This window comes from Streptomyces spinosus, assembly GCF_020400655.1.
In the GTDB taxonomy this organism is placed as follows: domain Bacteria; phylum Actinomycetota; class Actinomycetes; order Streptomycetales; family Streptomycetaceae; genus Streptomyces; species Streptomyces argyrophylli.
Genome location: NZ_JAINRC010000021.1, coordinates 121,591 through 146,845, shown reverse-complemented (window position 1 = coordinate 146,845; position 25,255 = coordinate 121,591). Strand labels below are relative to the sequence as shown.

Sequence of the window (25,255 nt, the reverse complement as noted above, 5' to 3'; positions counted from 1 at the left end):
GTGTCACCGAAGAGTCAGGAGGTCAGCGGCGGGGCGGCTGGGCGGCGGGTGGCGGGCCACCGTGCCGAGGTCGCGGACTGCCGAAGAACAGGGCGATGGCAGCGGGGGCGGATATCGCCGCGTGGTCGCCGGGGAAGGACCAGTCGGGCCGGCTGGTGGCCGGGTGCGGGGAGCTGGTCATGGGGGCCTTCCGTACGGAGCGGGCGCACAGGGGCACCCGGAACCAGACGACTACAGCGCAGTAGACCGTCTACCGAACTGTAGACGAACGGCGGCCGGTGCGCGTCCCGAGCGGTGCACCCGTGCACCGGGCCCTGCCACGACGGCGTGCGCCTCGGCGGCGGCTCCGCCCGGCCGGCCGGAGCCGACGCCGGCGCGCAGCACGCCCGCCCGGTGCGCGCCGTCCGCCAGGTCGTCCAGCGCCGCGCGCGACCGCTGCGCGGCGGTGGAATGACCGTTGTCGGCACCGTGTTGCCCATGGGCATGAGCGAAGCAGTAGTGGCGAGCGCCTACGGCGGTCCTGAGGTCCTGTCAGTGATCGACGTGACCGTCCCGGAGCCCGGGCCCGGTCAGGTGCGCATAGCGGTCCGTGCCGTGGGTGTGAATCCCTTCGACTACAAGATGTACAGCGGCGCCTTCGGGGCCGATCCGGCGAAGCTGCCGCTGCCGCTGGGCAGCGAAGCGGCCGGGGTCGTCACCGCGGTCGGCGCCGACGCGACCGGCCCCGCGGGTCCCGTCCGGGTGGGCGACGAGGTGATCGTCTACCGCGCGCCCGGCGCGTACGCCGCGGAACTCCTCGTCCCGGCCTCGTCCGTGGTGCCGAAGCCGGCCGTCCTGTCCTGGGAGCAGGCCGGCGGACTCATGGTCGCCGGCGTGACCGCCGTACACGTCCTCGAAGCGGTCGGGCTCGCCAAGGGTGAGACGGTGCTGGTCCACGGGGCCGCGGGAGGGGTCGGGCTGGTGGTCGTCCAGCTGGCCGTGGCACGCGGCGCCACCGTCGTCGCGACGGCGAGCCCCGCCAAGCACGAACTCCTCAGGGAACTGGGCGCGGTCCCGGTCGCGTACGGGCCCGGCCTGGCGGACCGCGTACGCGCGGCGGCGCCGCGGGGGATCCAGGCGGCGGCCGACCTGGTGGGTACCGACGAGGCGGTGGACGTCTCCCTGGAACTCGTGAGCGACCGCTCCCGCGTCGCCACCATCGCGGCCTTCGAGCGCGGGGCCGAGGCCGGGATCAAACTCCTCGGCGGCGGGCCCGGCGCCGACCCCGGCACCGCCATCAGGCAGGCCGCCCGCCTCCAGCTCACCGAGGCCGCGGCGGCGGGTCGGCTGCGCATCCTGATCGCGTCCAGCCACCCGCTGCGTGAGGCTGCCGCCGCCCACCGCGAGAGCATGGCCGGCCGCACCACCGGCAAGATCGTCCTGCTGCCGTAACCCGTCCCCGCTCAAGGGGCCGCCTCAGCCGCCGCTCGCGCGCCGACCGGTTCCGGCTCACGCCGGATCAGCTCGGGGTCGGGGCGCTGAGGCGGCCGAGGCGCGCTCGTGCATCGCACGCGGCGGCGAGCGGGAAGGGCGGGCGCATGCCCGCGAGGCTGCGGGCCGGTGGGCAGGGCGCCGCGGGACAGGCCATTCGGGCCGTGTCCACACGCTCGCGTGCGGCGGTTTCCCTTACGGGCGGCACGGCCGCCGAGCATGGCTCCGGCCGGCACCGTCATGGCCGCTGAGCGCCCCCCGTGCCTTCCGTACCCGGCCCGCCGCGAACGACGCGGGGACGCCGGGCGGCGGCGTTCACTCGGCTCCGGTCCTCGCCGGGCTCGTCACGATCGCGTGCGCGACGACCTCGAAGAGGTGGTCCGCCCGTGGCGCGAGCGAGGGCTGATCACCGAGCCACGCGAGCGCCGCCACCAGCGCGAACAGATCGGCTCCGTCCACGTCGGTCCGCGCCGCGCCCGCGGCCTGGGCGCGTGCGAGGAGGCGCGCCCCGGCCGCGCGCAGGGTGACGCACGAAGCGTGGAGTGCGGATTCGGTGTCCTCGATGGCGGCCGCCATCAGCACGGTCACGCCACGGTACTCGGTTGTCCACGCGACGCAGTCCCGCAGCCACGAGACGAGCGCGTCCCGGGGCGAGTCGGACGCCTCGAGCGCCTCCGCCCTCGCCGTCAGCTCGTCGAAGCTCGTGCGCAGCAGGGCGTCGAGCAACGCCTCGCGCGTCGGGAAGTGCCGCAGCAGCGTCGCGAGTCCGACATCGGCCCTGCGCGCGATGTCGCGCAGTGACACGTCGGCACCATGCTCGGCGATGGCGGTGCCCGCTGTCGCGAGCAGGTGGTCGCGGTTCTTCCTGGCGTCGGCCCGCATGTGTCCCTCTTGACGATCCGGATCAGTGGTCCATATATTCGGATCAGTGGTCCGTTTATGTGGACCGCTGCTCCGGATAGCGTATCCCGCAGCGCGGGCAGGAGAAGACGATGCCGACACACACGATGAGGGCCGTCCGGCTCCATGAGCACGGTGGCCCCGAGGTGCTGCGTTTCGACGAGGTGCCGGTCCCCGTACCGGGACCGGGCGAGGTGCTGGTCCGCGTGCACGCGGCCGGCGTCAATCCGCCGGACTGGTACCTGCGCGACGGGCTGACCACGCTGCCCGGGGAGACGGAGCCGTCGGTGAGCCTGCCGGTGATTCCGGGAACGGACGTGTCGGGCGTCGTCGAGGCCGTCGCCGCGGACGTGGAGGGTTTCGCCGTGGGTGACGAGGTCTTCGGTCTCCTGCGCTTTCCCGGCTTCCACGGCAGCGCGTACGCCGAGTACGTGGCCGCTCCCGCGTCGGACCTCGCACGCAAGCCGGCCGGCATCGACCACGTGCACGCCGCCGGAGCGCCCATGGCCGGACTGACGGCGTGGCAGTTCCTGATCGAGCTGGGCCACGACCACCCCTCGCCCTTCCAGGACACACGGCACCGCCCGACGGCACTCGACGCCGGTACGACGGTGCTCGTCAACGGCGCGGCGGGCGGCGTGGGCCACTTCGCCCTGCAACTGGCGAAGTGGAAGGGCGCACGGGTCATCGCGGTGGCGTCGGGCGCGCATGAGACGTTCCTGGGCGAACTGGGCGCCGACCGGTTCGTCGACTACACCAAGGACCGTGCCGAGGAACTCGTGCGCGACGTCGATCTCGTCCTCGACGCCGTCGGCGGCCCCGGCAGCAAGCGTTTCTTGCGCACACTCAGGCGTGGCGGTGCCCAGTTCCCCGTGCTCCCCGGGGACTTCGACGAAGAGGAGACCGCGAAGCTGGGCGTCACGGTCTCCAGCACCCAGGTCCGCTCCAACGGCGCGCAGCTCGCCGAACTGGGGCGCCTGCTCGACGCGGGCACGGTCCGCGTCGCGATCGACAGCACGTACGCTCTGGCGGATGCGCGAGCGGCGCACGAACGCGCGGCCCGGGGGCACATCCAGGGCAAGATCGTGCTCACGGTCGCCCGGTAGCGAGGAGCCCGCGGCACAGGCAGTCCGGCGACCTGGCACCCGCCTGTCAGCCCCGGCGACGGAGCGACGGACGGGTGCGGGCGGCGGCCCGCACGAGGAGGGCACCGCGCTCCCGCCGCACCGGGCAGCCAGGGCCCGAGGCAGGATTCGGGCGGGCGGGGATGGCCACCAACCTGGCCCCCACCCCCGCCTGAACGGTCCCGGCACCGCGCGCGACGGCGAACAGCACGGCGACGGCGAACTGCGCCGCGACGGCGCACCGCCACCACACGGCGGCCGGCCGCTCACCCCCGGACTCCGCGAGCGCCGAACGGCTCAGCGCAGAGCACGGCCCCGCCGAAAGGCCGGCCGTGTGCGACGGGCTCGGAGGCCGGACGGCCCGCCGGGTCCGTGTCGGAACCGCGGCGAAGGGGGCCGGGCCCGGGGCCGTGTGGGAGAGGTGGTCCGGGCCTGGGAGACTGGCGGGTATGGATATCGCTCGCAGGAACAACGTCGCCGTCACCGGCAACCCGCACGGGCGTACCGTGGTGCTGGCCCACGGGTTCGGCTGTGACCAGAACATGTGGCGACTGACGGTGCCTGCCCTGGCCGAGGACTACCGGGTGGTGCTCTTCGACTACGTCGGTTCGGGCCGCTCGGACCTGTCCGCGTTCTCGGAGAACCGTTACGGCTCTCTGCACGGCTACGCCCGGGACGTGGTGGAGGTGTGCGAGGCGCTCGACCTGCGGGACGCGGTGTTCGTGGGCCACTCGGTCAGCGCCATGATCGGGGTGCTGGCCGCGGAGGCGGCCCCGGAGCGCATCGGGGCACTGGTGATGGTGGCTCCGTCCCCGCGGTACATCGACGACGACGGTTACCGCGGCGGGTTCAGCGCGCAGGACATCGACGAACTGCTGGCCTCCCTGGAGTCGAACTACCTGGGCTGGTCGGCGGTGATGGCGCCGGTGATCATGGGGAACCCGGATCGCCCCGACCTCGGCGAAGAACTCAAGAACAGCTTCTGCGCCACCGACCCGGACATGGCGCGCGTCTTCGCCCGCACCACGTTCCTGTCGGACTCGCGGGCCGACCTGAAGAGCGTACGGGTGCCGACCCTGGTGCTCGAATGCAGCGAGGACGCCATCGCCCCCCGGGAGGTCGGCGCCTTCGTCCACCGGGCGGTCCCGGGATCGACCCTGGTGACCCTGCGGGCGACCGGGCACTGCCCGCACCTGTCCGCGCCCGAAGCCACCAACGAGGCGATCCGGGGCTTCCTGGCCGGCCTGCGGTGATGTGCCGCACCGGGCAGCAGCCCGACCCCCACGACCCCTACGACCCCCACGACCCCCACGACACCGGAGACGACAAGGCGGCGGACGCGGCCTTCGCCGCGTTGCTGGAGGACAGCGCCGAGGAGCTGTACGAGAACGCGCCGTGCGGATACCTCTCCACGCTCATGGACGGCACCATCGCCAAGATCAACGCCACCCTGCTGGGCTGGCTGGACATGGAGCGGGAGGCGGTGGTGGGCCGGATGCGCTTCACCGACCTGCTGACCGTCGGCGGCAAGCTGTACCACGAGACACACTTCGCGCCGCTGCTGCGCATGCAGGGCGAGATCAGCGGGATCGCCCTGGAGATCAAGCGGACCGACGGTGACCGGATACCGGTGCTGGTCTCCTCCGTGGTCAAACGCGGCGGCGACGGCGAGCCCCTGCTGATCCGCACCACTGTCTTCGACGCCAGGGACCGCCGGGCCTACGAAGAGGAACTGCTGCGCGGCCGGCGGGCGGCCGAGGCGGCACGCGGACAGGCGGAGGCCGATCGGGCCCGGTTGCAGGACGCCCTCGCCGTGCTCCAGCAGTCCCTGCTGCCCGACACCCTGCCCTCCATACCCGGCGTGGAGACGGCCACCCATTACCACACCGCCTCTCCCGACCGGCTCGGAGGCGACTTCTACGACGTCTTCCCCCTCGACGGCAGACGCTTCGCCTTCTTCCTCGGTGACGTGTGCGGCAAGGGACCCAAGGCCGCCGCGCTCACCTCGCTCACCCGCTACACCCTGCGCGCCGCCGCCCTGCACGACCCCGACCCCGTCGCCGCGCTGACCACCCTCAACAAGGTGCTCCACGAGCGCTACGCCGGCAGCGGCGACCCGCGCTACTGCACCGCCGTCTTCGGCACCCTCGATCCCGACCCGGCGACCGGGCAGCTCACCGTCCACCTCGCCTCGGGCGGCCACCCGCCGGTCATCGTGCTGCGGGCCGACGGCACCGCATGCTTCCTTCCCACCCCCGGCGGCCAGCTCGTCGGCGTGCTGCCCAGCGCGCGTTTCACGCCCGCCACGACGGTCCTCGCGCCCGGCGACACCCTGCTGCTCTACACCGACGGCCTCACCGAGGCCCGTACCGGCCCGGACCGCACCAGCCTGTACGGGGACGAGGCACTGCTCGCCTTCACCGCCGGCCACGGCGGCAAGCCGCCCCACGCCCTGATCAAGGCCCTCACCGGCCTGCTGGACAGCTTCGGCGACGGCCTCGACGACGACACCGCCCTGCTCGCCCTCGGTATCCCGGCCGCCGACCACCCGATGAGAAACACACGATGAGCCCGCTGAAGATCACCACCCGCGACGCCCCGACCGGTCCTGTTCTGGAGATCTTCGGCGAGCTCGACTACGCCAACGCCGGCGAGCTGCGCGAACGGATCGCCGCTCTCACCCTCCAGCCCGGGCAGCGCCTCGTCCTGGACCTGGGCGGCATGCAGTTCTGCGACTCCAGCGGCATCACCGCCCTGATCGCCGCGCGCAGCCACGTCCAGGCCGCCCGGGCGGACATCGCGCTGGCGGCGGTACCCGCCAACACCCTGCGGATCCTGCGGATCGTCGGCCTCGACCAGATCTTCGCTCTCCACCCGGACAGCGACACCGCCATCCGCTCCTGAGCCGTCGGCGGACGGGGCCGCGCACACCGCCGGTCCGCACCCGCGGCACGTCTCGCCGGGCTGGGCGTGAGCGTGCGTCGAACCGGCCGTGCACGGGGAGCACGGCCGGAAGCCGCCGACCTGTCGAGAGGGTCAGTGCAGCGCGACGTCGAGGCGTGAGCGCAGCTCGTCGAGGGTGACGCCGTAGGTCTCCCGCACATGGACGCCCTCGGGCCCCAGGTCGAAGGTGGCGACCTCGGTGTAGACCCGGCTGACGCAACCGGTGCCGGTGAGCGGGTAGGTGCACCGCCGCACCAGCTTGGGCGCGCCGGACTTCGTGAAGAGCGACATCATCACGTAGACGTCCTTCGCGCCGATGGCGAGGTCCATCGCGCCGCCGACGGCGGGGATGTCGCCGGGCTTCCCGGTGTGCCAGTTGGCCAGGTCGCCGTGCTCGGAGACCTGGTAGGCGCCCAGGACGCAGACGTCGAGGTGGCCGCCGCGCATCATGGCGAAGGAGTCGGCGTGGTGGAAGTACGCCGCTCCCGGAAGCTCGGTGACCGGGACCTTGCCGGCGTTGGTGAGATCGGGGTCGATCTGGGAGCCTTCCGCCTTCGGGCCCATGCCGAGCATGCCGTTCTCGGTGTGCAGGACGACGCCGAGTTCCTCGGGCAGGTGGTCGGCGATCCCGGTGGGCCGGCCGATGCCGAGGTTGACGAACGCGCCGGCCGGGATGTCCCGTGCGATCACGGCGGCCACCTCGTCCATGCTGAGCGGACGGTCGGCGGTCATCGGCGCCTCGCCCGGGGGCGCCGAGCGTGCCGCGGCGGTGGTGTCGGTGGTCATCGTGCCCCCTGGACGGTGTAGTGGCGGGCCTCGACCGGGACGACCCGGTCGACGTAGATCGACGGCGTGACGACCGCCTCCGCGTCGAGCGCACCGAGGGGGACGACCTCGTCGACCTGGACGACCGTGGTGGTGGCGGCGGTCGCCATCACCGGGCCGAAGTTGCGGGCGGTCTTGCGGTAGACGAGGTTGCCCATCGGGTCGGACCGGTGCGCGGAGACGAGGGCGTAGTCGCCCTTGATCGGATACTCCAGCAGGTAGTCGCGTCCGTCGATGGTGCGCACCTCCTTGCCCTCGGCGAGCGGGGTGCCGACCGCCGTCGGACAGTAGAACGCGCCGATCCCGGCGCCGGCGGCCCGCATCCGCTCGGCGAGTGTGCCCTGGGGAACGACCTCCAGCTCGATCCTCCCCTCGCGGTAGAGCGCGTCGAAGACGTGGGAGTCGGCCTGCCGCGGGAACGAGCACACCACCTTGCGGACCCGGCCGGCCGCGAGCAGCGCCGCCAGCCCGACGTCGCCGTTCCCGGCGTTGTTGGAGACGATCGTGAGGTCCTTCGCGCCCTGCCGGATGAGGGCGTCGATGAGGTCGAACGGCATCCCGGCCAGCCCGAAGCCGCCGACCAGGACGGTGGAACCGTCCTCGATCCCGGCCACGGCCTCGTCGGCCGAGTCCAGCACGCGCGCGCGGCTCACTCCGACACCTCCGGGTTCTCCAGGACGACGGCCAGCCCCTGGCCGACGCCGATGCAGATCGCGGCCACGCCGTACCGCTCGCGGCGTTCCCTCAGGACCGCGGCCAGGGTCGCGAGGATCCGGCCGCCGGAGGCACCCAGCGGGTGCCCGATCGCGATGGCCCCGCCACGCTGGTTGACGACCCCGGGGTCGCGCAGGCCGTCCTCCAGCCAGGCGTCGACGCAGGCCAGCGACTGGACCGCGAACGCCTCGTTGAGCTCCACCGCGCCGACCTGGTCCCAGGTGATCCCGGCGCGGGCGAGCGCCCGGTTGGCGGCCTCGACCGGGGCGTAGCCGAACTCCCGGGGGTCCAGCGCCATGGCGCCCCTGCCGGCGATCCGGCCGAGCGGGTCGGTGCCGAGGGCCGCCGCCGCTGCCTCGCTGCCCAGGAGCAGGGCGGACGCGCCGTCGGAGAGCGGGGAGGCGTTGCCCGCTGTGATGGTGCCGTCCGGCCGGAACGACGGCTTGAGCGCGGAGAGCTTCCCGGTGTCCGAGTCCGGGCGGACGCCCTCGTCGCGGACCAGGTCGCCGACGGGGGTGACCAGCGCGTCGTAGAAACCGTCCTCCCACGCCCGGTGCGCGAGGCGGTGGGAGCGGACGGCGAACTCGTCCTGGCGTTCGCGGGAGATGCCGAAGCGCTCCTGGAGCTGCTCGTTGCACTCGCCCAGCGAGACGGTCCACTCCTTCGGCATCCGCGGGTTGACCAGCCGCCAGCCCAGCGTCGTCGACACCGCGGTGACGTCGCCGGCCGGGAAGGCCCGCGACGGCTTGGGCAGTACCCACGGCGCCCGTGTCATCGACTCGACACCGCCCACGAGCACGATCTCGGCGTCGCCCGTCTCGATCGCGCGGGAGCCGGTCATCGCCGCGTCCAGGCTCGACCCGCACAGCCGGTTGACCGTCGTGCCGGGCACGCTCGCCGGCAGGCCGGCCAGCAGCGCGGCCATCCGGCCGACGTTGCGGTTCTCCTCGCCGGCGCCGTTGGCGTTGCCCCACACGACCTCGTCGATCGCGGCGGGATCCAGCGCCGGTGCCTGCCCGAGGACACCGCCGATCGCCGTGGCGGCCAGGTCGTCGGGCCGGACGCCGGCCAGCGCTCCGTTGAACTTGCCGAACGGTGTCCGCGTGGCGGCGTAGAGGAATGCGCTCTTCATGGGTCGAAGGCTAGACGGCGGCGTCGATACCGGGAAGTATCGATATCGCCCTCGATTGATATCCTGAGCATATGGATCTGCGTCAGCTCCGCTACTTCCTCGCCGTCGCGGAGGAGCGCCACTTCGGGCGTGCGGCCGAACGGCTCCACATGGCACAGCCACCGCTCTCGCAGGCCATCCGGCAGCTGGAGGGCGAACTCGGCATCGCTCTGTTCCACCGCACCACACGCCGGGTCGACCTCACCGAGGCCGGCCGCGCCTACCTCGAACGGGTGCGAGCGATCCTCACCGAGGTCGACCAGGCCGCCGACCACGCCCGCCGGGTCGCCGCCGGCTCGGTCGGCCACCTCACCCTGGGCTGCGTCGGCTCGGCGACGTACAGCCTGCTGCCGACGCTCTCGCGTCACCTCGCCACCGAACTGCCGGGCATCGACTTCTCCTTCCGCGGGGAGATGCTCGCCCCCGACCAGGTGGAGGCGCTGCGCGGCGGCGCCATCGACGTGGCCCTGCTGCGCCCGTCCGCGGCCGACCCCTCCCTGGTCGTCCACACCCTGCGCCGGGATCGTCTCGTGGTGGCCCTCCCGGCCGAGCACCCCCTCGCGGCGAAGACCCGGGTGCGCGCCGCCGACCTCGCCGGCCTCGACATGATCATGCACTCGGCGGACCGCCGCTCGGTGATGCACGACGTCGTGCTCGGTGTCCTCCGCGACGCCGGCATCGAGCCGCGGATCCGGCACGAGGTCGGGGAGACCTCGACGCTCATCACCCTCGTCGCCGGCGGCCTCGGAGTAGCGGTCGCGCCCGAACCGGTGACCGCGCTCGCGCTCGACGGCGTCGTCTACCGGCCCCTGGTGCGCCCTACGGCGTCGGTCGAACTGGCCGTCGCCCACCGCGCCGACCGCGGCGAACCCCACCTGGCACGCGCGGTCGAGGTCATTCGCCGGCTCTTGTGAACCGAAGGCCCGCGCCGAGCCGGGCGCGGGGAGGTGTCCCGCGTACGCACCGGCGCGTGCGCACCGTCCGCGCGCCGCTGCTCAGGCACCAGCCGGGGAGGACGTCGCCGCCTTGAGTCCCGGGGCGGGCCGGCCGTGGCCGAAGGCGGCCTCGACGAAGCACTGGTCGTGGGCCGACCGCGCGCCGTGCCGCAGGGCGCGTTCCAGGAAGGTGCGGGACGGCGGATTGCGGCGGGACCAGCCGTCGTGGAGCAGGGACACCGTGAAACCGGCGAGGAACGCGTCACCGCAGCCCATGGTGTCGGCCATGGTCCGTGCGTCCGCGGCGCGGGCCGGCGCCGTGGCCAGGGTGCGGCCGTCGTACACGGTGGCCCCCGCCAGACCCCGGGTCGCCAGGGCCATGCGCGCGCCCCGCGCCACCACGGCTTCCAGCAGCCGCCGCGTGGCCGTCTCGTCCAGGTCCGAGCAGGACAGCAGGGCCAGGTCGAGGTGGGGGCAGACCCGGTCGAGGTAGGCGGGGGAGCGGAACTCGGCGTCGTCGGAGAGGTCGAAACTGACCAGCGGACCGGCCGCGGCCAGCTTGGGCAGCTCGCTCTCGGTGCGCGAGTAGACGCTGGAGTGCACGAGCGAGAACGACGCCGCGTACGCCAGCAGCGCGTCGTCCAGGAGGAGCGGTTCGCGCACGGTGACACCGCCGCCGTTGTAGCCGAGGAACACCCGGTCGCCGCCTTGCACATGGAGGGTGGAGACGCCGGACTCACCGTGACGCACCACGCTGCGCTCGACCGCGACGCCCTCGGCCGCCACGGCCGTACGGAGGAAGGCGCCGAGGTCGTCGTCGCCGAACACTCCCAGATAGGCGGTGTCGAGACCGAGACGGCGGGCGTACACGGCGACGTTGACGCAGTTGCCGCCCGGGTAGTCGATGCCGCGGTCCACGAAACGGTCCACGACGTTGTCGCCGAAACCGAGGATGTTCATCAAAGTCTCCAGGAGGGCGGGCGCCGCGCGGGTGCGCGGCGCCCGCTCGGGGCGTGCCGGTGCGCGGGCACGGGCACGCCGGGGCGGATGGAGGCGGGGCGGGGCGGACCGCGGTCAGTAGTCCATGACGCGGTAGTAACGGCGCAGGTCCAGGGAGTGGTCCCGCACCCGCTCCAGGTGCTTGCTGACCCGGTCCATCACGGTGTCGAGCACCAGCGGCGCCAGCAGCCCCCGGAACTCGGGGCTGATGCCGGTAAGGGGGTAGTCACGGGTGTCGAAGACGGTGACGTCCTTGGAGACGCGCCGGGCGAAGGCCTCGGCCCGGTCGGTCAGCGCGCGGGTCTCGTCCTCGCCCTGGAAGACGATGACGCTGGTGTCCTCCTCCAGCAGTTCCAGCGAGCCGTGGAAGAACTCGGCGCTGTGCACCCGGGTGGTGCGCAGCCACTGCATCTCCTCGAGGATGCACATGGAGTACAGGTAGGTGAACCCCCACAGGTTCCCGCCGCCGATGAGGAAGTGGTAGTCGGTGTCCTTGTGGGCCTCGGCGAAGTCGGACGCCACCGGCTCGGCCTGACGGGCCACCTCCACCAGGATGCGCGGCAGGCCGGCGAGTTCGTCGGCCAGGCGGTCGTAGCCGGTGAACTCGCCCCTCCGGGACAGCAGCCGGCCCATGAACAGCAGCAGCTGGACGTCGAACGGCCAGGCCTTGGGCGCCGAGAGCAGCGCGGTGTCCACCCGCTGGGCGACGGGGGAGTCGGGGTGGCCGGTGAAGCCGATCGTGTACGCGCCCCGCTCCTTGCAGTGGTCGATGGCCTTGAGACTGTCCTCGGTGGTGCCGGAGACGGAGGTGAACACGGCGGCGGTCCGTTCGCCCAGGCGGGCGTCACCGGAGACGACCAGCTCCGCCGCGATGGCCGCCCGCACCGGCAGCACCGAGGCGCGCCGGGCCAGGTGCTCGTAGGGCCACATCTGCGCGTAGGTGCCGCCGGCGCCCACCAGCAGGACGTTGTCGTACCCCTCGTCCACGAGGCGGTCGGCGACCTCCTCGATCCGGGGGCGCAGCGCCACGAGGCTTTCCGTCTGGGCGACGAACTCGGCTTCGTTGAAAGAGAGCACGGTGATGGTTCCTTCGAGGGTTGTTTCCGACCGGCCGCGACGTGGCCGGTGTTCTGGCGGGACGGGAAAGGTCTCAGGCCGCGCGGCGCCGGGAGAACAGCACGTTCGCACCGGCGATGACGAGGCCGCCGACGAAGATCAGCGTTCCCATGACGTTGACCTGCGGGGGCACGCCGGTGCGGCTGGCGCTGTACACCCACAGCGGGAAGGTGACCGTCCGGCCGGCGTTGAAGCTGGTGATGACGTAGTCGTCGATGGACAGGGCGAAGCACAGCAGGGCACCGGAGGCCACACCGGGCAGCAGGGCCGGCAGGGTGACCAGCCGGAACGCCGTCCACGGCCCGGCTCCGAGGTCCCGGGCGGCCTCCTCCAGCGTCGGGTCGTGACCCGCCATGCGGGCCCGTACGGTGATGGCGACGTAGGGGATGCAGAACGCCACGTGCGCGATGACGACGGTCCAGTAGCCGCGCGGCACACCGAGGACGATGAACAGCGACAGCAGGGCGGCGCCCAGGGCGATCTCGGGGGCGGCGATGGCGGAGAACAGCAGCAGGTCGACGGAGCCGCGGCCGCGGAAGCGGTGGCGGCCGAGGGCCAGGCCGATCGGGGTGCCCAGCAGGGTGGCGACCACCGTCACGACCAGCGCGACGGTCAGGCTGTTGACCAGCGCCGCGGTCAGGTTGGGGATGGCGAACAGGTGCCGGTACCAGGTGAGCGTGAAGCCCTGCCAGGTGAAGTTCACCTTGCTGTGGGTGTCGTTGAAGCCGAACAGGACCATGACGGCGATCGGCAGCAGCAGCCAGGCCAGCACCAGCCAGGTGTACAGGGTGAGTGCGGGACGGCGGCGCGGGCGGCGTGCGGTGCGCGGCCCGGGCGCAGCGACGGTGTCCCCGGCGGGGGCGACGGTGCCGTTGGTCATCGCGCGGCCACCTCCAGCACGTCGTCGGTGCCCAGGGCGCGGGCGTAGGCGAACACGGCCAGCAGCAGGGCGCCCATGAGGACGAAGGACAGGGCGGCGGCGGCCGGGTAGTCGAGGTTGGTGAAGTACTCGGTCTGGATGATGTTCCCGATCATGGTGGTCGAGGGGCCGCCGAGGATGCCGGCGTTGACGTAGTCGGCGGAGGCGGGCACGAAGGTCAGCAGGACGCCCGCGAAGACTCCCGGCAGGGACAGCGGCAGCACCACGCGCCAGAAGGTCTGCGCCCGGGACGCGTACAGGTCGGTGGAGGCTTCGAGCACCCGGGCGTCCACCCGTTCCAGCGCCACGTACACGGGCAGCACCATGAACGGCAGGAAGTTGTAGGTCAGTCCGCCGATCACCGCGTACGGGGTGGCCAGGACGTGGAAGCCTTCGGGCAGCAGCCCCAGGTGCTTGAGCGGGCCGAGCAGGATGCCGTTGTCGGCGAGCACCACGTTCCAGGACTGGGTGCGGATGACGAAGGAGACGAAGAACGGCAGCAGGAGCAGGAAGAGGAAGACCGACTTGTGCCGGCCGGCCCGGAAGGCGATCCAGTAGGCCACCGGGTAGCCCACCAGGGCGCAGCCGGCGGTGGCCGCGGCGCCGTAGAGGAGCGAGCGGACCAGCTGCACGTGGTAGGTCTCCACCACGTGGGCGTAGGTGCCGAAGTGGAAGGTCTGGCGGAAACCGTCGATGAAGTCGCCGGTCTGCAGGGACAGCGACACCATGACGATCACCGGCGTCACGAAGAAGGCGGCCAGCCACAGCCAGCCCGGCAGCACCAGCAGATACGGGGCCAGGGCCGCGCCGGGGCGCCGCCGGCGGCGCGTCACGACTGGTAGATCGGTTCGAACAGCGCGTTCCACTGCTTCTCCTCCGTTTCGTCGAGCACCCGCAGGTGGCGCAGCTTGGCTTCGTCGGCCTTGGTCGGGAACACCAGGGGACTGCTGCTCAGGGAGCCGAGCAGGGACCTGCGCTCGCCGGTGGCGGCGGCCGCGTCACGGGCGATCACCGGCTGGGCGTCCGGGACGGGGCAGACGAACTGCACGGTCTCGCTGATCCTCGCGGCGACCTCGGGCCGGTAGGCGTAGTCCATGTACGTCAGGGCGTCGACGGGGTGCGCGGCCGTCGAGGGGATGCACAGGTTGTCGGTCCACAGCAGTCCGCCCTCTTCGGGGATGACGAACTCCAGCCGGGAGCCGCTGCGGTTGGCCTGGAAGACGTCGCCGGAGTACACCAACGAGGCGTACAGGTCGCCGCGTTGGAGTGAGGACTGGTAGGTGGTGGTGCTGTAGGAGCGGACCAGGCCGGCGTCGCGCTGCCTGCGCAGCCAGGCGGCGGCCTTGCGCCAGTCGGCGTGCGTGGAGGTCTCCGGGTCGACGCCGACGGCCAGCAGGGCGACGTTGCCCAGTTGCACCGCGTCGTTCCACATGCCGACCTTGCCGTGCAGCTTCGGGTCGAGCAGGTCCTGCCAACTGGTGATCTTCCGGCCGACCTTGGCCGGGTCGTAGCCGATGCCGGTCATGCCGGACTGCCAGGGGACGGTGTAGACGTTGCCGCGGTCGAAGGAGGAGTTCTTGAACGCGGCGCCGCCGTACCGGGCGAAGTGGGGGAGCCGGGCGTGGTCGAGCGGGGCGAGGTAGCCGAGTTCGATGTACTTGGGCAGGTAGCTGTCGCCGCCCAGCACCATCAGGTCGTAGCCGATGCCCTGCCCGGAGGCGAACTCCGGCTGGATCTTGCCGAACCAGGAGGCGCTGTCGTCGATCACCTCGTCGTAGGAGACCTTGATGCCGGTCTCGCGGGTGAACGCCTCCAGGGTGGGGTGCCGGCTCTGGTCGCCGGGGTCGGTGTCGATGTACTGGGTGTAGTTGGCGAAGCTGAGCCGGCCCTTCTTCTTCCGTCCGGTCCAGAAGTCGCCGACGGCGGCGGCGATCTCGGCGGCCGTGCCGGGTACGGGCTTGCGGGCGCCGGGCACGCTGCACGCGGCGAGCGGGGCGAGGGCGGCGGCACCGAGGGCGGCGCGCAGCAGACCGCGCCGGGAACAGCGGCGCTCGGTCAGTCCGCGCAGCCAGGGCGCGGGAGGTGTGGGCTGCAGGGGCATGATGGTCGACCTGTCGTCAGCTCGGGGTGAGGGAACCGGAGTCGGGGACCGCGTGGCCGGCCGCGCCCGAGGTGGCCGGGGCCGCGGGCGCGCTGCCGAGCGGGTAGGAGTGGGCGGTGGCCCAGGACAGCCAGACGGTGTCGCCGCGGGCGGGTACGACGCAGGCGGTGCCGTCGTTGGGCTGGAAGACGGTCATCTCCGCGCCGGTGCTCGTGGCCACGGTGTAACTGGTGGAGGTGCCCAGGTAGACCACCTCGCTGACGGTGCCGCGGATCCGGCTCGCGTCCCCGGCCGGGCCGGTGGTCAGGGTGATCTTCTCGGGCCGCACGGTGATCTGGACGTCCGATCCGGCGGTGGACGCGGCGGCGGTCGGCGGGACGGTGATGCGCTGTCCGTCGCCGAGGTCGATCACCCCGCCCTGCGGTCCGGCGGTGGTCAGACGGCCGCTGATCAGGTTCGAGGTGCCGATGAAGCCGGCGACGAACGCGGTGGCGGGGCGCTCGTACACCTCCCGCGGACCGGCGACCTGCTCGATCAGGCCGCCGTTCATCACCGCGATCCGGTCCGACATGGTCAGCGCCTCGGCCTGGTCGTGCGTGACGTAGATGAAGGTGATGCCCACCTCGCGCTGGATGCGCTTGAGCTCCAGTTGCATGGACTGCCGCAGCTTCAGGTCGAGCGCGCCCAGGGGTTCGTCGAGGAGCAGGGCGCGCGGGCGGTTGACCAGCGCCCGTGCCAGGGCCACGCGTTGCTGCTGGCCGCCGGAGAGCTGCCGGGGCCGGTGGTCGGCCTTCTCGGCGAGTTCCACGGTGCGCAGGATGCGGTCGACCCGGTCGTGGATCTCGCCCTTGGAGACACGGCGGCGGCGCAGCCCGAACGCCACGTTGTCCGCGACGCTCAGGTGCGGGAAGAGCGCGTAGGACTGGAACACCATGTTGATGTCCCGCTTGTCGGCCGGTACGCCGACCATGTTCCGCCCGTGCAGCAGGATCTGCCCGCCGCTCGGCTCCTCGAATCCGGCGATCATCCGCAAGGTGGTGGTCTTCCCGCAGCCGGACGGTCCCAGCAGGGAGAAGAACTCCCCTTCGGCGATGGTGAGGTTCACCCCGCGTACCGCCGCTCCGCCGCGGACGCCGCCGAAGTCCTTGACCACGTCGACGAGGGTGATGGCCGGTTCTGCGCCGACCGGCGGCGGCGAAAGGGTGTCGGTTGCCATCGCGGAGACCTCCGGGATTCGGATAGGGGAGAGCGGGCGGCCGTCGGGCGGGGCGCGGGGACGGCCGTCCGGGAGAGGGCAGGAGGATGCGTTCTGACCGGACAGAATTGATAACGTTACCAACGCGGTCGTACCTTACCCACGCCTCGACGCCCCGCGTCAATGGTTGAATGGCGCTGAATCCCACCGCCCCGTTCCCCGGCGTTCGCCGGGCCGACACGAAGAGATCCGCACATGCCCCCTGGAGCACAGCCGAGGCGTCGCGTGACCATCCCCGACGTCGCCCGGCACGCCGGTGTGGGACAGGCGACGGCCGCACGCGTCCTCGGCGGGTACGGATCGGCGAGCGCGGCCACCCGGGAGCGGGTGCTCGCCGCCGCCGCCGAGCTGGGCTACAGCACCAACGCCGTGGCCCGCAGCATGATCAGCGGCCGGACCGACACCCTCGGCGTGGTCGTCGCCGACGTGGAGAACGCGTACTTCGCCCGGGCCGTGCGCGGTATCGCCGACGTCGCGGCCAAGGCGGGACTTCAGGCCATCCTCGCCAACAGCGACGAGGACAGCGAGAAGGAGAAGGCCGCGGTCCAGCTGTTCATCGAGCGGCGCGTGGACGGCCTCGTGGTGGCGCCGGCCGCCACCGACGACGCGCACCTCGCCCGGGCCGTCTCCGCCGGCATCCCGGTGGTGCTGCTCGACCGCGTGCTGACCGGGGCGGCCCTGGACACGGTGGTCGTCGACAACCGGGGGGCGGTGAAGGCGGCGGTCACCCGGTTCACCGAGGCGGGACACACCCGGATCGCGGTGATCACCTCGGCCATGCCGGGCGACGACGGCACCCGTCTGGCGCCGGGCGCGGACATCTGGACCACCACGGAACGTGTCGCCGGCTACCGCCAGGCCCTGCGGGCGGCCGGCATCCCGCGTTCCGCGGAGCTGATCCGGCACACCGGGTACGAGCGGGCCTGGGCGCGGTCGGCCGTACTGGAGCTGATGACCTCCCCCGACCGACCCACCGCCCTGTTCACCACCGACAACGTGGCGACGCTCGGCACCCTCGACGCCCTGCTCGACCTCGACGCCCGCATCCCCGACGACGTCTCGGTGATCGGCTTCGACGACGCGGAGTGGACCACGCTCATCCGGCCGCGGCTGAGCGTGGTCAGCCAGCCCGTGCAGGAACTGGGCGGCCTCGCCGCGGACATCCTGGTCCGCCGCATCAACGGAGCCGCCGCCCGCCCCCGCCGGCACACCCTGAACACGACGTACATCGCCCGGGAGTCGACCGGCCCGGTACCCGCCCGGACGCGACGCCTGCGGGCGCCCACGGGCGGTTCCTGATCCCGGACCGCGCCACGCGTACGGCGCCGGGCCGCCCGGAGGCCGCCGCCCGCCCCTGAGCCCTGCTCCGCAGACGGCTCAGGGCGCCGTGGCGCGGGCACGGCAGCCCCGAGCGGAAACGGGCCGGACGGCCGACCGCCCCGGTACGGCACCAAGGCGTCTCACCCAGGTGGGCCCGACTCGGAAGCGGCCGCCGCGGGGAGGCACTGCACATGCCTGTGATCTTCTTCGACGTCGGGGCGACCCTGGCGGACGCCCGTGTGGAACCCGACGGCTCCCTGACACTGCGTCCCCGGCCGCGCGTCATGGCCGTGCTCGACGCCCTGCGCGACGCACGCACCGGCATCATCTCCGACCCCGGGCCGGGCGCCGGTGCCGCGGCACGTGCCGCGGACGCGCTGTGTACGGCGTTCCCCGGCCGGTTCACGGACGAGGCGCTGGTGCACTGGGGTGCGAAGGACGGTCGCGGGATCTTCGACCGGGCGGTCGCGGGCGCGGGGGAGACCACGGCCGGCGACTGCGTCTTCGTCGGCGACGACGCCCGGGAACGCGCGTTCGCCCGCGAGGCGGGGCTGCGCACGGCGGCCGACCCGGTGTTCGCGCGCGCCGCGACGGAGAACCGTCCGGTGCACCAGGCATGGATCGAGCTGCCGGACGGCCGGGACCCGGCCGAGCTGACCACGGCGGTGGACGACACGGAGGCCGTCGTCGTGCGCAGCGTCTCCGACCGTCTCGTGCTCGCGATGGTCACCACGCGCGGCGCCGAAGCACTCGAACGCGCCGGTTTCCCGGTGGACCTGAGGGAACCGGTGGACGCCGGACCGACGGACGACGCCGAGCGCCGGGCCTCCGAGAAGTTCATCAGCGATCTGCTCGCCCGGGGCGAGGCGGTGTACGAGGGCGAGGAGCCGACGCCGCGTACGACGCACGTCGTGCGGAGCGAGGACGACGGACGGCTCACCGTCCGCCGTCTGCGCTTCCGCTGATCCGGCCGACGCTCAGTCGAAGCACCGCCGGACCAGGGCGAGACCCTCACCGGCCGCGCTCCGGGTGACCTCGTGGGTCTTCAGCCGGGAGGGGCTGTCGTCGACGAACGCCTCGGCGGTCCGGTGCTCCTCGGGCACGTGGACCCGGCCCCGCCGGAAGAGGTCCTCGAGGTACGACGTGGCGACCTGCTCGGGGTCGGCGGGCCGTACCGAGCCGCCCGCGGGATCGGAGCCGGCGATGCCGAAACGCCGTTCCTGCGCCGGGGCGGCCAGGGTGAGGGGCTGCGTGATGCCGTACGTCGCCCCGTGCACGGTGACGGCCGTCAGCCCCTCCTCCTCGCCGCCGCCCGGTGTCGCCTCCGCCATGCCGGCACCCCGGCGGGCCACCTCGGACTCGGTGATGGCCGTGGCCGCCTCCAGGGAGAGGATGCCGTGCCGGGTGAACGCCGAGCGCAGGGCCGGGCCGTAGCTGCCGCCGTTGCGGCGCTGGTCCGCGGCGATCATGTGACCCGCGACCTGCGCGTAGTACGCGGACACCACGGGCGCGGCCACGACGGCGTCCACCAGCAGCTGTCCCGCGATCTCGGCCGCCCTGGCCAGACCGGCCTGGTCCTGGAGGTCCTGCTGGCGGAAGATCCCGGCGACGATCTTCAGGAACGCGCCGCTGAACACCCGGGAGAACGAGTGCGGCTCGCTGCACAGCGTGTTCGCGGGCCCGCTGGGCGGCAGGTGGACCGGGTCGCGGTAGAAGAAGCTGTTCGACATGTTGCGCAGGCAGTCCGGGTCGACCGCGTTGGGGTGGCCCTGCCGGATCGCGGCGCCCAGCTGCTCGGCCATCCTGGACACCCGGGAGGACAGCTCCAGGTCGCTCTGCGTCTCGGCCAGTACCGCGATCCGCAGCTGTTCGAGCCGGAGCGAGGTCAGCAGTGCGCTGATGTCGCCGAAGGCCTCGTGCAGGGCGGCCGTCTCCGCGCTCGCCGCGTTGAACAACTGGGGGCGGAGGGCGTCGAGGACCGCGTGCCCCGTCTCGTGCGCGACGACCTCGGGGCTCTCGCAGGCGGCGACGGTGACCCCCGCCACCGTGCTGCGGAAGAACCACAGGCCCTTGCGGTCGTAGTAGGCGTTGAGGTCGACCCCCGCGTCGAGGTGCGCGGTGAGGGCGCGGCCGACCGTCGGGTGCCACTGGGTTCCGGTGGGAACCAGCGGACCCCAGGTCTGGGCGGCCCTGCTGAGGGCGTCGGCCGCCACCCAGTAGCGGAACGCCTCGGTGCCCGGCCCGGCACCGTCCGGCTGCGGCGCGGCGTCCGCGATGGCCGTCGGGAACGGCTGCGTGTCGAGCTGGGGAACGGGATGCGGTACGGGCATGTTGACCCGGGGAGGAAATCCGGGGTCGTCCTCGTACACCAGGACCGTCGGGCTGGTGGCTGTCTGTTGCTGCACCGTCATGGTGACTCCCTGACAGGGGAGAGGCTGCAGATGATGGAGGGTGACGGGGGCACCTTGACAGGAGCCCGTCGTGTTCAGTACGAGGCCGCGGCAGCCCGGCGTCAATTCGAACAAGGCAGCTGGGTCCCCCGGTCCGGCGGCCCCTGTCGGCGGGACGGGCTGTTGTCCCGGCCCCCTTGAGGGTCCGCGCCGCCAGAGGACCGGGCGGGTGACATGACGGCCGGACGAGTGACGCCGCCGCCGTGAGCCGCGGACCGCCACCAGGTGACCGACGGCCTTGGGCCGCTCCCCGCACCCACGGCGGGAGCGCGCTCGCCCCGCCGGCGCAGGCTCCGGGGCGACCGTCGTCGCGCCCGCCCGCTTCCCCCCGAGCGAGTTCGGCCACGGCGTACCGAGCCGGACCGTGTTCGTCACCCGGTGCACGGGTCCCTGCGTCCCGGATACTGACCGCATGACCTTCCTCGTCTTCATGACCTTGCCCGGTCTGGTGATCCTGCTGACCGCTCTGGCGTTCGTGGACCAGCTCCTGTTGCGCGCGGGCAGGGCCGGGGTGCTTCCGTGGCGGAACGGGGCACGTCAGGGCCAGATATCGGCGACGGGCTTCGAGCAACTGCACGCGAGCCTTTCGCCGGGCAAGCAGAACGAGCTGAAGGAGCGTCAGTCGGCACTCGTGCTGCGCGACGACGAGGAGGACGGGGCGCCACCGAGCCGGACCACGGTGGATCTGGACGGAGGAACCGCGGTCGTCCGGATGCAGCCGGCCGCTCGACGGAGCCCGCACCGGTGCGAGGCCGGCTGACGAACGGGCCCGGGAGGGGAACCGCGGCCACGGAAACCTCCGATGCGGCGGTGCGGTCGACGGCGAGGACCGCCCCCCACGAGCAGGACGGTCGGCTGGGCCCCTGACTCCGACGCCCGGGTACGCGCCCGCGACCGCCGGCGCGACCGGATGACATCAGCCGCCCCCGACGCGGTCGCACGACGCGTCCCCCCGCACCGCCCTCCCGGACTCGGCGACGAGCAGCACGTGCGCACGCACGTCTCCTAATCACCGCAGCGGTGCTGATCGGCAAGCGACTCCTCCCCGGACCCGTCACCACGCCGCCTGACCACGGGGACGGTCTCCGTCATCGCGCGCCGGATGGCGCGACGCTGGGCTGCCGTCGTCGCCCCCCAGATGCCGTCGTCCTCTCCGTGGTCGAGCGCCCAGGTGCGGCACGCGATGATGACCGGGCAACGACGGCATATAGCCCGGGCCAGGGCGGCTTCTGTCCCGGGAGCCGCCAGGTCGGAGAGAGGGAAGAAGATCTCGGGATCCTCTCCGACGCATGATGCTCGATCGCGCCAGTCGGAAGCTGCCGGGTGTCCACTGGACGAACAGGTCATGACGCACCTCTTCATGGCCGCGTGAGGCCAGGCGGAACGGCTGCGGCACGGCCCTTTGCGGCGCCGCAGTCCCGGCAGAGGTTTGTGGCAGTTTATGCCTGTTCACCGCATCCGCGGTAGGTCGCCGGCGTGCCCTCTGCGACCAGGCGGACGGCAAGGCGCCGGCCGTCCTCTGCCGCCTGCACTCGCCGTGCCCGGATGACGTCAGCCCGCGGTCGGGAGGGGTCCGCGGTCGGGGGTCTCTCCTTCGGTCGGGGCTCGACGCCTCTTTCCGTCCGGATCAATGTTGGCCGGGCAAGTAATGGACATCGGCCTCCCGGATGTCCGATCACTCTGAGCCTCGGTAAGCCTTTGACTCCGCGAGCCGTTGCCGAAAAGCAGGAGTGACGCGGCTCACACGCCGACTCGGGAAGGTGAACCAGGCAGTTTCCTGTTCGGACAAGTAATGGTCGCAGACCATCGCATCCCTCGAACACCTCCTACTCCCAGGAAAGAGCCGACGATGTCGAAGGCATTCGAGCCGTACGAGCTGGGCGGCAAGCGCCTGGCCAACCGCCTGGTGATGGCGCCGATGACCCGTAGCCGTGCCTACGGCCCCGGCCAGAGCCCCACGCCGTTGACGGCCGACTACTACGCGCAGCGCGCCTCGGCCGGGCTGATCGTCACCGAGGGCGTCCAGCCCTCCAGGGTCGGCCAGGGCTACCCCGACACCCCCGGCATCCACACCACCGGGCAGGTCGCCGCCTGGCGTCAGGTGACCGAAGCCGTGCACGCCGAGGGCGGTGTGATCTACCTGCAGATCATGCACACCGGGCGGGTCGGACACCCCGCGCTGACCGGCCTGCGGCCCGTTGGCCCCTCCGCCGTCGCGGCCAAGGGGCAGGTATACACCCACGAGGGCCCGCAGGACTTCGTCACCCCGCACGAGCTGACCGACGCCGAGATCCGCGCCACCGTCACCGACTACGCCACCGCCGCCCGCAACGCCGTCGAGGCCGGCTTCGACGGCGTCGAGCTGCACGGTGCCAACGGGTACCTCGTCCACCAGTTCCTCGCCCCGAACAGCAACCAGCGCACCGACGCCTGGGGCGGCAGCCCGGAAAAGCGCATCCGGTTCGCCGTGGAGACCACCGAGGCCGTCGTCGGAGCCATCGGCGCGGACAAGGTCGGCTTCCGCCTCTCCCCGGGCAACCCCTACAACGACATCGACGAGTCCGACACCGCCGACATGGAGGCCACCTACACCGCGCTGGTCGAGGCCCTCGCCCCGCTGAACCTGGCCTACCTGCACCAGCTGGAGGCGCCCGGCGTGCGCGACCTGATGCTCCGGCTGCGCAAGGCATGGCCCACGACCTTCATCCTCAACCCCTTCACCGGGCGGGAACCCACCGGGCCGGCCGAGCTGGAACTCGTCGAGAACGGCACCGCGGACCTGCTGGCGTTCGGGGCTCTCTTCCTCGCCAACCCCGACCTGCCCGCCCGCCTGGCCCAGGGCGGCCCGTTCAACACCCCCGACCCCGCGACCTTCTACGGCGGCGGCGAGAAGGGCTTCACCGACTACCCCACGCTGCGGGAGGCCCGCGCCTGACGGATGTGCGGAGGACCCGGACCCGCCGGGCCTGCCCCACCTGAGCAGGACATACCCTGCCCGCAGGACGCGGACCCGAGGGCCCGCACGCGGCGGCCGGCGCCGGCACCGGCCGCCGCGTGCGGATCCGGCAAGGACGGCCGCACGGGAGAAGGCAGAAGGAAGCACCATGGAACCCGAGGCAACGCCCCAGGTCCCCGGGACCGGGGAACTCCCTGAGGCCGCACGCCGTGGACCGATCAGCCATGCGATCTTCCGGGTGGCCCGCCTGCACCGCACGCTCGCCGGGCAGCTGCTGCGCGAGGTCGGTCTGCACCCCGCCCAGGAGCTGGTCATGATGCAGTTGTGGGAGCGCGGCCGGATGCGCCAGACCGACCTGGCCCGGCATGTCGGCGCCGACGCCGCCACCATGACCCGGACCATCCAGCGCCTGGAGAAGGCCGGCTTCGTGCGCCGTGTGCGCTCCACCAGCGACAAGCGCTCCGTCCTGGTCGAACCCACCGCCGCAAGCCAGGCACTGCGCCGACAGGTCGAGGACCTCTGGGCCCGCCTCGAGGACTACGCCGCCGGCGACCTGACCCCCGCCGAACGCGGCGAGACCCTCGGCGCACTCGAGCGCCTCGAGACCAACCTCGCTGCCCATGTCGGCGACGCCGAACCGGTTTCGCGCCCCGGCGCCCCCGACGCCTGACCGGGCGACCGTCCGCCCGGCAGGCCGCCCCAACCCAGCCGCGTCCCACGGTCGTTGATGTAGCGTCAGCGCGCATGAACAGAATTCTGTGCGGGACGAGCCACCGGTGGAGCGGGGCGGTCGGCGCGTTCCTGGCCCTGCTGCTCTCGGCGGCCACCCTGTCCGTGGCTCATCCGGCGGCAGCCGCCTCCGCCCTCGCCCCGATCGACCCCAGCGGGTTCACGATGCGGGCGGGGGACTTCACGAACCGCGGCACCGCGATCCAGCGGATCGAGGCATCGGGGAGCGTCTCGGTGCGCACCTCGCCCGACCAGGTGCTCGCCGACGGCGGCCACGCCGGGCGGGCGGCACTGTGCCACGACACCAACCTGGACGGCTCACTGAAGTACGACGGCTTCTGCTGGGACCAGGCCGACGACACCTCCGCCGTCTGGACGCCCCAGGGACTGACCGGTTCGCACGACGCCCAGCCGAGCGGCACCTGGAACGGCCACTACCTCTACATCGCCTCCTGGCACTACACCGACAACGACTACGCGCGGATCACCATCGCGGAGTCGACCGGCACGTCGGTCACCTACCAGCACGTCCTGCTGGTCGACCCGTACTCCACCGGCAGCGGTTACACGTTCCGCCCGGTGGGCGGGGCCGGCGACCGGTCCGGGATGGACGTGCTGAGCGGCCACGCGGACGGTGTCACCTGGTACGGCAACAAGCTCTTCGTCGCCACCGGCCACCAGATGCAGGTCTACGACCTGCGGCACCTGTGGAAGATGAGCGACACCTCCACCGACCAGGTCGGCATCCTGGGCGACGGCAGGTCCTCGGCCCGCTACCACAACTGGGCGCTGCCCATGGTCGGCGTCTACTTCACCGGCAACACCGGTGACCCCTGTGACGCCACACGGCCGTGCCTGACCTCGCTCAGCCTGGACCGGACGTCCTCACCGGACGCCCTGGTCACCTCGCAGATCGCCACCAAGGGCGGCGGACCGCTGATCCGCTGGCCGCTGAACGCGAGCACGGCGCTCCCGGACACCGACACCGCCGACGACTACACCGGGACGGTCACGGCGACCGGTGCCTACACCGTGCCGATCTGGAAGGTGCAGGGAGCCGCCACGGACGGCACCTCCTACTACTTCAGCGGCGAGTGCCCCGAGACGGCGGGCACCACGGACTCCGACGTGCCGTACTGCATCCACCGGGCGCTTCCGGGCGCCGCGCCGCACGTCCTCACCCATGCCCCGCCGCTGACCCAGAACCTCTCCTACGCCCCGTCGTCCGGACGCCTGTGGGGGCTCAACGAGCGGCAGAACACCACCACCGGGAAGCGGGTGGTCTTCTCCCTGGTGCCGTCCGCCTGAGCCCCTCGGGGCGTGGCCGG

The 25,255-nt window shown here is 72.5% G+C and carries 25 protein-coding genes; 12 read left to right on the top strand and 13 right to left on the bottom strand.

From position 1 onward, the window contains the following. Positions 1 to 22: 22 nt before the first annotated feature. Positions 23 to 181 (bottom strand): hypothetical protein, encoded by a 159-nt coding sequence (locus LG395_RS33915; protein WP_225812464.1) that lies wholly within the window; start codon positions 179 to 181, stop codon positions 23 to 25. A gap of 317 nt (positions 182 to 498) precedes the next feature. Between LG395_RS33915 and LG395_RS33910 the strand changes: the two genes are divergently transcribed. Then, positions 499 to 1,431, top strand: coding sequence for a quinone oxidoreductase family protein (locus LG395_RS33910; protein WP_225812489.1), 933 nt, complete (start codon positions 499 to 501; stop codon positions 1,429 to 1,431). Positions 1,432 to 1,785: 354 nt separating this feature from the next. Here the strand turns inward: LG395_RS33910 and LG395_RS33905 are convergent, their stop codons facing one another. Then, positions 1,786 to 2,352: a TetR/AcrR family transcriptional regulator gene (locus LG395_RS33905; protein WP_225812462.1), complete on the bottom strand. Its 567-nt coding sequence runs from the start codon at positions 2,350 to 2,352 to the stop codon at positions 1,786 to 1,788. Positions 2,353 to 2,462: 110 nt separating this feature from the next. Between LG395_RS33905 and LG395_RS33900 the strand changes: the two genes are divergently transcribed. The 4 genes from LG395_RS33900 to LG395_RS33885 all read left to right on the top strand — a co-directional run bounded on the left by LG395_RS33900 (position 2,463) and on the right by LG395_RS33885 (position 6,398). Next, on the top strand, positions 2,463 to 3,476 hold the full coding sequence (locus tag LG395_RS33900) for an NADP-dependent oxidoreductase (protein ID WP_225812460.1): 1,014 nt from the start codon (positions 2,463 to 2,465) through the stop codon (positions 3,474 to 3,476). Positions 3,477 to 3,943: 467 nt separating this feature from the next. Continuing rightward, positions 3,944 to 4,747 carry an alpha/beta fold hydrolase gene (locus LG395_RS33895; RefSeq protein WP_225812458.1) on the top strand — a complete coding sequence of 268 codons (804 nt, stop codon included), beginning with the start codon at positions 3,944 to 3,946 and terminating at the stop codon, positions 4,745 to 4,747. Beyond that, complete coding sequence (locus LG395_RS33890; protein ID WP_225812456.1) at positions 4,747 to 6,063, top strand: PP2C family protein-serine/threonine phosphatase; 1,317 nt, start codon at positions 4,747 to 4,749, stop codon at positions 6,061 to 6,063. Before LG395_RS33895 ends, LG395_RS33890 begins: the two co-directional genes overlap by 1 nt. Next, complete coding sequence (locus LG395_RS33885) at positions 6,060 to 6,398, top strand: STAS domain-containing protein (RefSeq protein WP_225812454.1); 339 nt, start codon at positions 6,060 to 6,062, stop codon at positions 6,396 to 6,398. The genes LG395_RS33890 and LG395_RS33885 overlap by 4 nt, the downstream gene beginning before the upstream one ends. A 132-nt stretch (positions 6,399 to 6,530) precedes the next feature. On the opposite strand, the gene LG395_RS33880 is transcribed toward LG395_RS33885, so the two are convergent. The 3 genes from LG395_RS33880 to LG395_RS33870 are packed head-to-tail and all read right to left on the bottom strand — an operon-like array spanning position 6,531 to position 9,108. Further along, a complete protein-coding gene (locus tag LG395_RS33880; protein ID WP_372463505.1) occupies positions 6,531 to 7,223 on the bottom strand; it encodes a 3-oxoacid CoA-transferase subunit B in 693 nt (230 codons plus the stop codon). Further along, the gene (locus LG395_RS33875; RefSeq protein WP_225812453.1) at positions 7,220 to 7,915 is read right to left on the bottom strand and encodes a 3-oxoacid CoA-transferase subunit A; all 696 of its coding nucleotides are present in this window, start codon (positions 7,913 to 7,915) and stop codon (positions 7,220 to 7,222) included. Before LG395_RS33875 ends, LG395_RS33880 begins: the two co-directional genes overlap by 4 nt. After that, positions 7,912 to 9,108 carry a thiolase family protein gene (locus tag LG395_RS33870; RefSeq protein WP_225812450.1) on the bottom strand — a complete coding sequence of 399 codons (1,197 nt, stop codon included), beginning with the start codon at positions 9,106 to 9,108 and terminating at the stop codon, positions 7,912 to 7,914. The genes LG395_RS33875 and LG395_RS33870 overlap by 4 nt, the downstream gene beginning before the upstream one ends. Positions 9,109 to 9,179: 71 nt before the next feature. Here LG395_RS33870 and LG395_RS33865 point away from each other — a divergent pair, with 71 nt between their 5' ends. Beyond that, entirely contained in the window at positions 9,180 to 10,061 is an 882-nt protein-coding gene (locus LG395_RS33865; protein ID WP_225812448.1) for a LysR family transcriptional regulator, read from the top strand. Positions 10,062 to 10,142: 81 nt separating this feature from the next. On the opposite strand, the gene LG395_RS33860 is transcribed toward LG395_RS33865, so the two are convergent. From LG395_RS33860 to LG395_RS33835, 6 genes are all read right to left on the bottom strand, one after another. Continuing rightward, a complete protein-coding gene (locus tag LG395_RS33860; protein WP_225812446.1) occupies positions 10,143 to 11,042 on the bottom strand; it encodes a PfkB family carbohydrate kinase in 900 nt (299 codons plus the stop codon). Positions 11,043 to 11,156: 114 nt separating this feature from the next. Continuing rightward, positions 11,157 to 12,158, bottom strand: coding sequence for an SIS domain-containing protein (locus tag LG395_RS33855; RefSeq protein WP_225812444.1), 1,002 nt, complete (start codon positions 12,156 to 12,158; stop codon positions 11,157 to 11,159). A gap of 73 nt (positions 12,159 to 12,231) precedes the next feature. Beyond that, positions 12,232 to 13,077 carry an ABC transporter permease gene (locus LG395_RS33850; RefSeq protein ID WP_225812442.1) on the bottom strand — a complete coding sequence of 282 codons (846 nt, stop codon included), beginning with the start codon at positions 13,075 to 13,077 and terminating at the stop codon, positions 12,232 to 12,234. Beyond that, positions 13,074 to 13,949 (bottom strand): ABC transporter permease, encoded by an 876-nt coding sequence (locus tag LG395_RS33845; protein ID WP_225812441.1) that lies wholly within the window; start codon positions 13,947 to 13,949, stop codon positions 13,074 to 13,076. The genes LG395_RS33850 and LG395_RS33845 overlap by 4 nt, the downstream gene beginning before the upstream one ends. Continuing rightward, on the bottom strand, positions 13,946 to 15,217 hold the full coding sequence (locus LG395_RS33840) for a polyamine ABC transporter substrate-binding protein (protein WP_263983355.1): 1,272 nt from the start codon (positions 15,215 to 15,217) through the stop codon (positions 13,946 to 13,948). Before LG395_RS33840 ends, LG395_RS33845 begins: the two co-directional genes overlap by 4 nt. A gap of 16 nt (positions 15,218 to 15,233) precedes the next feature. Then, positions 15,234 to 16,433 (bottom strand): ABC transporter ATP-binding protein, encoded by a 1,200-nt coding sequence (locus LG395_RS33835; protein WP_225812438.1) that lies wholly within the window; start codon positions 16,431 to 16,433, stop codon positions 15,234 to 15,236. A gap of 264 nt (positions 16,434 to 16,697) precedes the next feature. Between LG395_RS33835 and LG395_RS33830 the strand changes: the two genes are divergently transcribed. After that, a complete protein-coding gene (locus tag LG395_RS33830) occupies positions 16,698 to 17,771 on the top strand; it encodes a LacI family DNA-binding transcriptional regulator (RefSeq protein WP_171159336.1) in 1,074 nt (357 codons plus the stop codon). 212 nt (positions 17,772 to 17,983) lie between these two features. After that, positions 17,984 to 18,757, top strand: a complete 774-nt coding sequence (locus LG395_RS33825) for an HAD family hydrolase (RefSeq protein ID WP_225812436.1) — start codon at positions 17,984 to 17,986, stop codon at positions 18,755 to 18,757. A gap of 12 nt (positions 18,758 to 18,769) precedes the next feature. Here the strand turns inward: LG395_RS33825 and LG395_RS33820 are convergent, their stop codons facing one another. After that, the gene (locus LG395_RS33820) at positions 18,770 to 20,203 is read right to left on the bottom strand and encodes a gluzincin family metallopeptidase (RefSeq protein WP_171159338.1); all 1,434 of its coding nucleotides are present in this window, start codon (positions 20,201 to 20,203) and stop codon (positions 18,770 to 18,772) included. A 451-nt stretch (positions 20,204 to 20,654) separates the two neighbouring features. Here LG395_RS33820 and LG395_RS33815 point away from each other — a divergent pair, with 451 nt between their 5' ends. Continuing rightward, entirely contained in the window at positions 20,655 to 21,002 is a 348-nt protein-coding gene (locus LG395_RS33815) for a DUF6191 domain-containing protein (RefSeq protein ID WP_225812434.1), read from the top strand. A 245-nt stretch (positions 21,003 to 21,247) separates the two neighbouring features. Here LG395_RS33815 and LG395_RS33810 read toward each other — a convergent pair whose 3' ends face one another. Next, positions 21,248 to 21,589 (bottom strand): WhiB family transcriptional regulator, encoded by a 342-nt coding sequence (locus LG395_RS33810; protein ID WP_171159340.1) that lies wholly within the window; start codon positions 21,587 to 21,589, stop codon positions 21,248 to 21,250. Between the two features lie 502 nt (positions 21,590 to 22,091). Between LG395_RS33810 and LG395_RS33805 the strand changes: the two genes are divergently transcribed. The 3 genes from LG395_RS33805 to LG395_RS33795 all read left to right on the top strand — a co-directional run bounded on the left by LG395_RS33805 (position 22,092) and on the right by LG395_RS33795 (position 25,235). Next, positions 22,092 to 23,177 carry an alkene reductase gene (locus LG395_RS33805; protein WP_225812432.1) on the top strand — a complete coding sequence of 362 codons (1,086 nt, stop codon included), beginning with the start codon at positions 22,092 to 22,094 and terminating at the stop codon, positions 23,175 to 23,177. Between the two features lie 169 nt (positions 23,178 to 23,346). Continuing rightward, on the top strand, positions 23,347 to 23,868 hold the full coding sequence (locus tag LG395_RS33800; protein WP_225812431.1) for a MarR family winged helix-turn-helix transcriptional regulator: 522 nt from the start codon (positions 23,347 to 23,349) through the stop codon (positions 23,866 to 23,868). A gap of 74 nt (positions 23,869 to 23,942) precedes the next feature. Next, positions 23,943 to 25,235: a hypothetical protein gene (locus LG395_RS33795; RefSeq protein ID WP_171159343.1), complete on the top strand. Its 1,293-nt coding sequence runs from the start codon at positions 23,943 to 23,945 to the stop codon at positions 25,233 to 25,235. Positions 25,236 to 25,255 lie beyond the last annotated feature (20 nt).

Excerpts from the sequence above, each read along its gene's own strand:
- LG395_RS33915 (WP_225812464.1), bottom strand. The coding sequence starts at position 181 with ATGACCAGCTCCCCGCACCCGGCCACCAGCCGGCCCGACTGGTCCTTC.
- LG395_RS33905 (WP_225812462.1), bottom strand. The coding sequence starts at position 2,352 with ATGCGGGCCGACGCCAGGAAGAACCGCGACCACCTGCTCGCGACAGCG.
- LG395_RS33900 (WP_225812460.1), top strand. The coding sequence starts at position 2,463 with ATGCCGACACACACGATGAGGGCCGTCCGGCTCCATGAGCACGGTGGC.
- LG395_RS33895 (WP_225812458.1), top strand. The coding sequence starts at position 3,944 with ATGGATATCGCTCGCAGGAACAACGTCGCCGTCACCGGCAACCCGCAC.
- LG395_RS33890 (WP_225812456.1), top strand. The coding sequence starts at position 4,747 with ATGTGCCGCACCGGGCAGCAGCCCGACCCCCACGACCCCTACGACCCC.
- LG395_RS33885 (WP_225812454.1), top strand. The coding sequence starts at position 6,060 with ATGAGCCCGCTGAAGATCACCACCCGCGACGCCCCGACCGGTCCTGTT.
- LG395_RS33880 (WP_372463505.1), bottom strand. The coding sequence starts at position 7,223 with ATGACCACCGACACCACCGCCGCGGCACGCTCGGCGCCCCCGGGCGAG.
- LG395_RS33870 (WP_225812450.1), bottom strand. The coding sequence starts at position 9,108 with ATGAAGAGCGCATTCCTCTACGCCGCCACGCGGACACCGTTCGGCAAG.
- LG395_RS33865 (WP_225812448.1), top strand. The coding sequence starts at position 9,180 with ATGGATCTGCGTCAGCTCCGCTACTTCCTCGCCGTCGCGGAGGAGCGC.
- LG395_RS33860 (WP_225812446.1), bottom strand. The coding sequence starts at position 11,042 with ATGAACATCCTCGGTTTCGGCGACAACGTCGTGGACCGTTTCGTGGAC.
- LG395_RS33850 (WP_225812442.1), bottom strand. The coding sequence starts at position 13,077 with ATGACCAACGGCACCGTCGCCCCCGCCGGGGACACCGTCGCTGCGCCC.
- LG395_RS33840 (WP_263983355.1), bottom strand. The coding sequence starts at position 15,217 with ATGCCCCTGCAGCCCACACCTCCCGCGCCCTGGCTGCGCGGACTGACC.
- LG395_RS33835 (WP_225812438.1), bottom strand. The coding sequence starts at position 16,433 with ATGGCAACCGACACCCTTTCGCCGCCGCCGGTCGGCGCAGAACCGGCC.
- LG395_RS33825 (WP_225812436.1), top strand. The coding sequence starts at position 17,984 with ATGCCTGTGATCTTCTTCGACGTCGGGGCGACCCTGGCGGACGCCCGT.
- LG395_RS33820 (WP_171159338.1), bottom strand. The coding sequence starts at position 20,203 with ATGACGGTGCAGCAACAGACAGCCACCAGCCCGACGGTCCTGGTGTAC.
- LG395_RS33815 (WP_225812434.1), top strand. The coding sequence starts at position 20,655 with ATGACCTTCCTCGTCTTCATGACCTTGCCCGGTCTGGTGATCCTGCTG.
- LG395_RS33810 (WP_171159340.1), bottom strand. The coding sequence starts at position 21,589 with ATGACCTGTTCGTCCAGTGGACACCCGGCAGCTTCCGACTGGCGCGAT.
- LG395_RS33805 (WP_225812432.1), top strand. The coding sequence starts at position 22,092 with ATGTCGAAGGCATTCGAGCCGTACGAGCTGGGCGGCAAGCGCCTGGCC.
- LG395_RS33800 (WP_225812431.1), top strand. The coding sequence starts at position 23,347 with ATGGAACCCGAGGCAACGCCCCAGGTCCCCGGGACCGGGGAACTCCCT.
- LG395_RS33795 (WP_171159343.1), top strand. The coding sequence starts at position 23,943 with ATGAACAGAATTCTGTGCGGGACGAGCCACCGGTGGAGCGGGGCGGTC.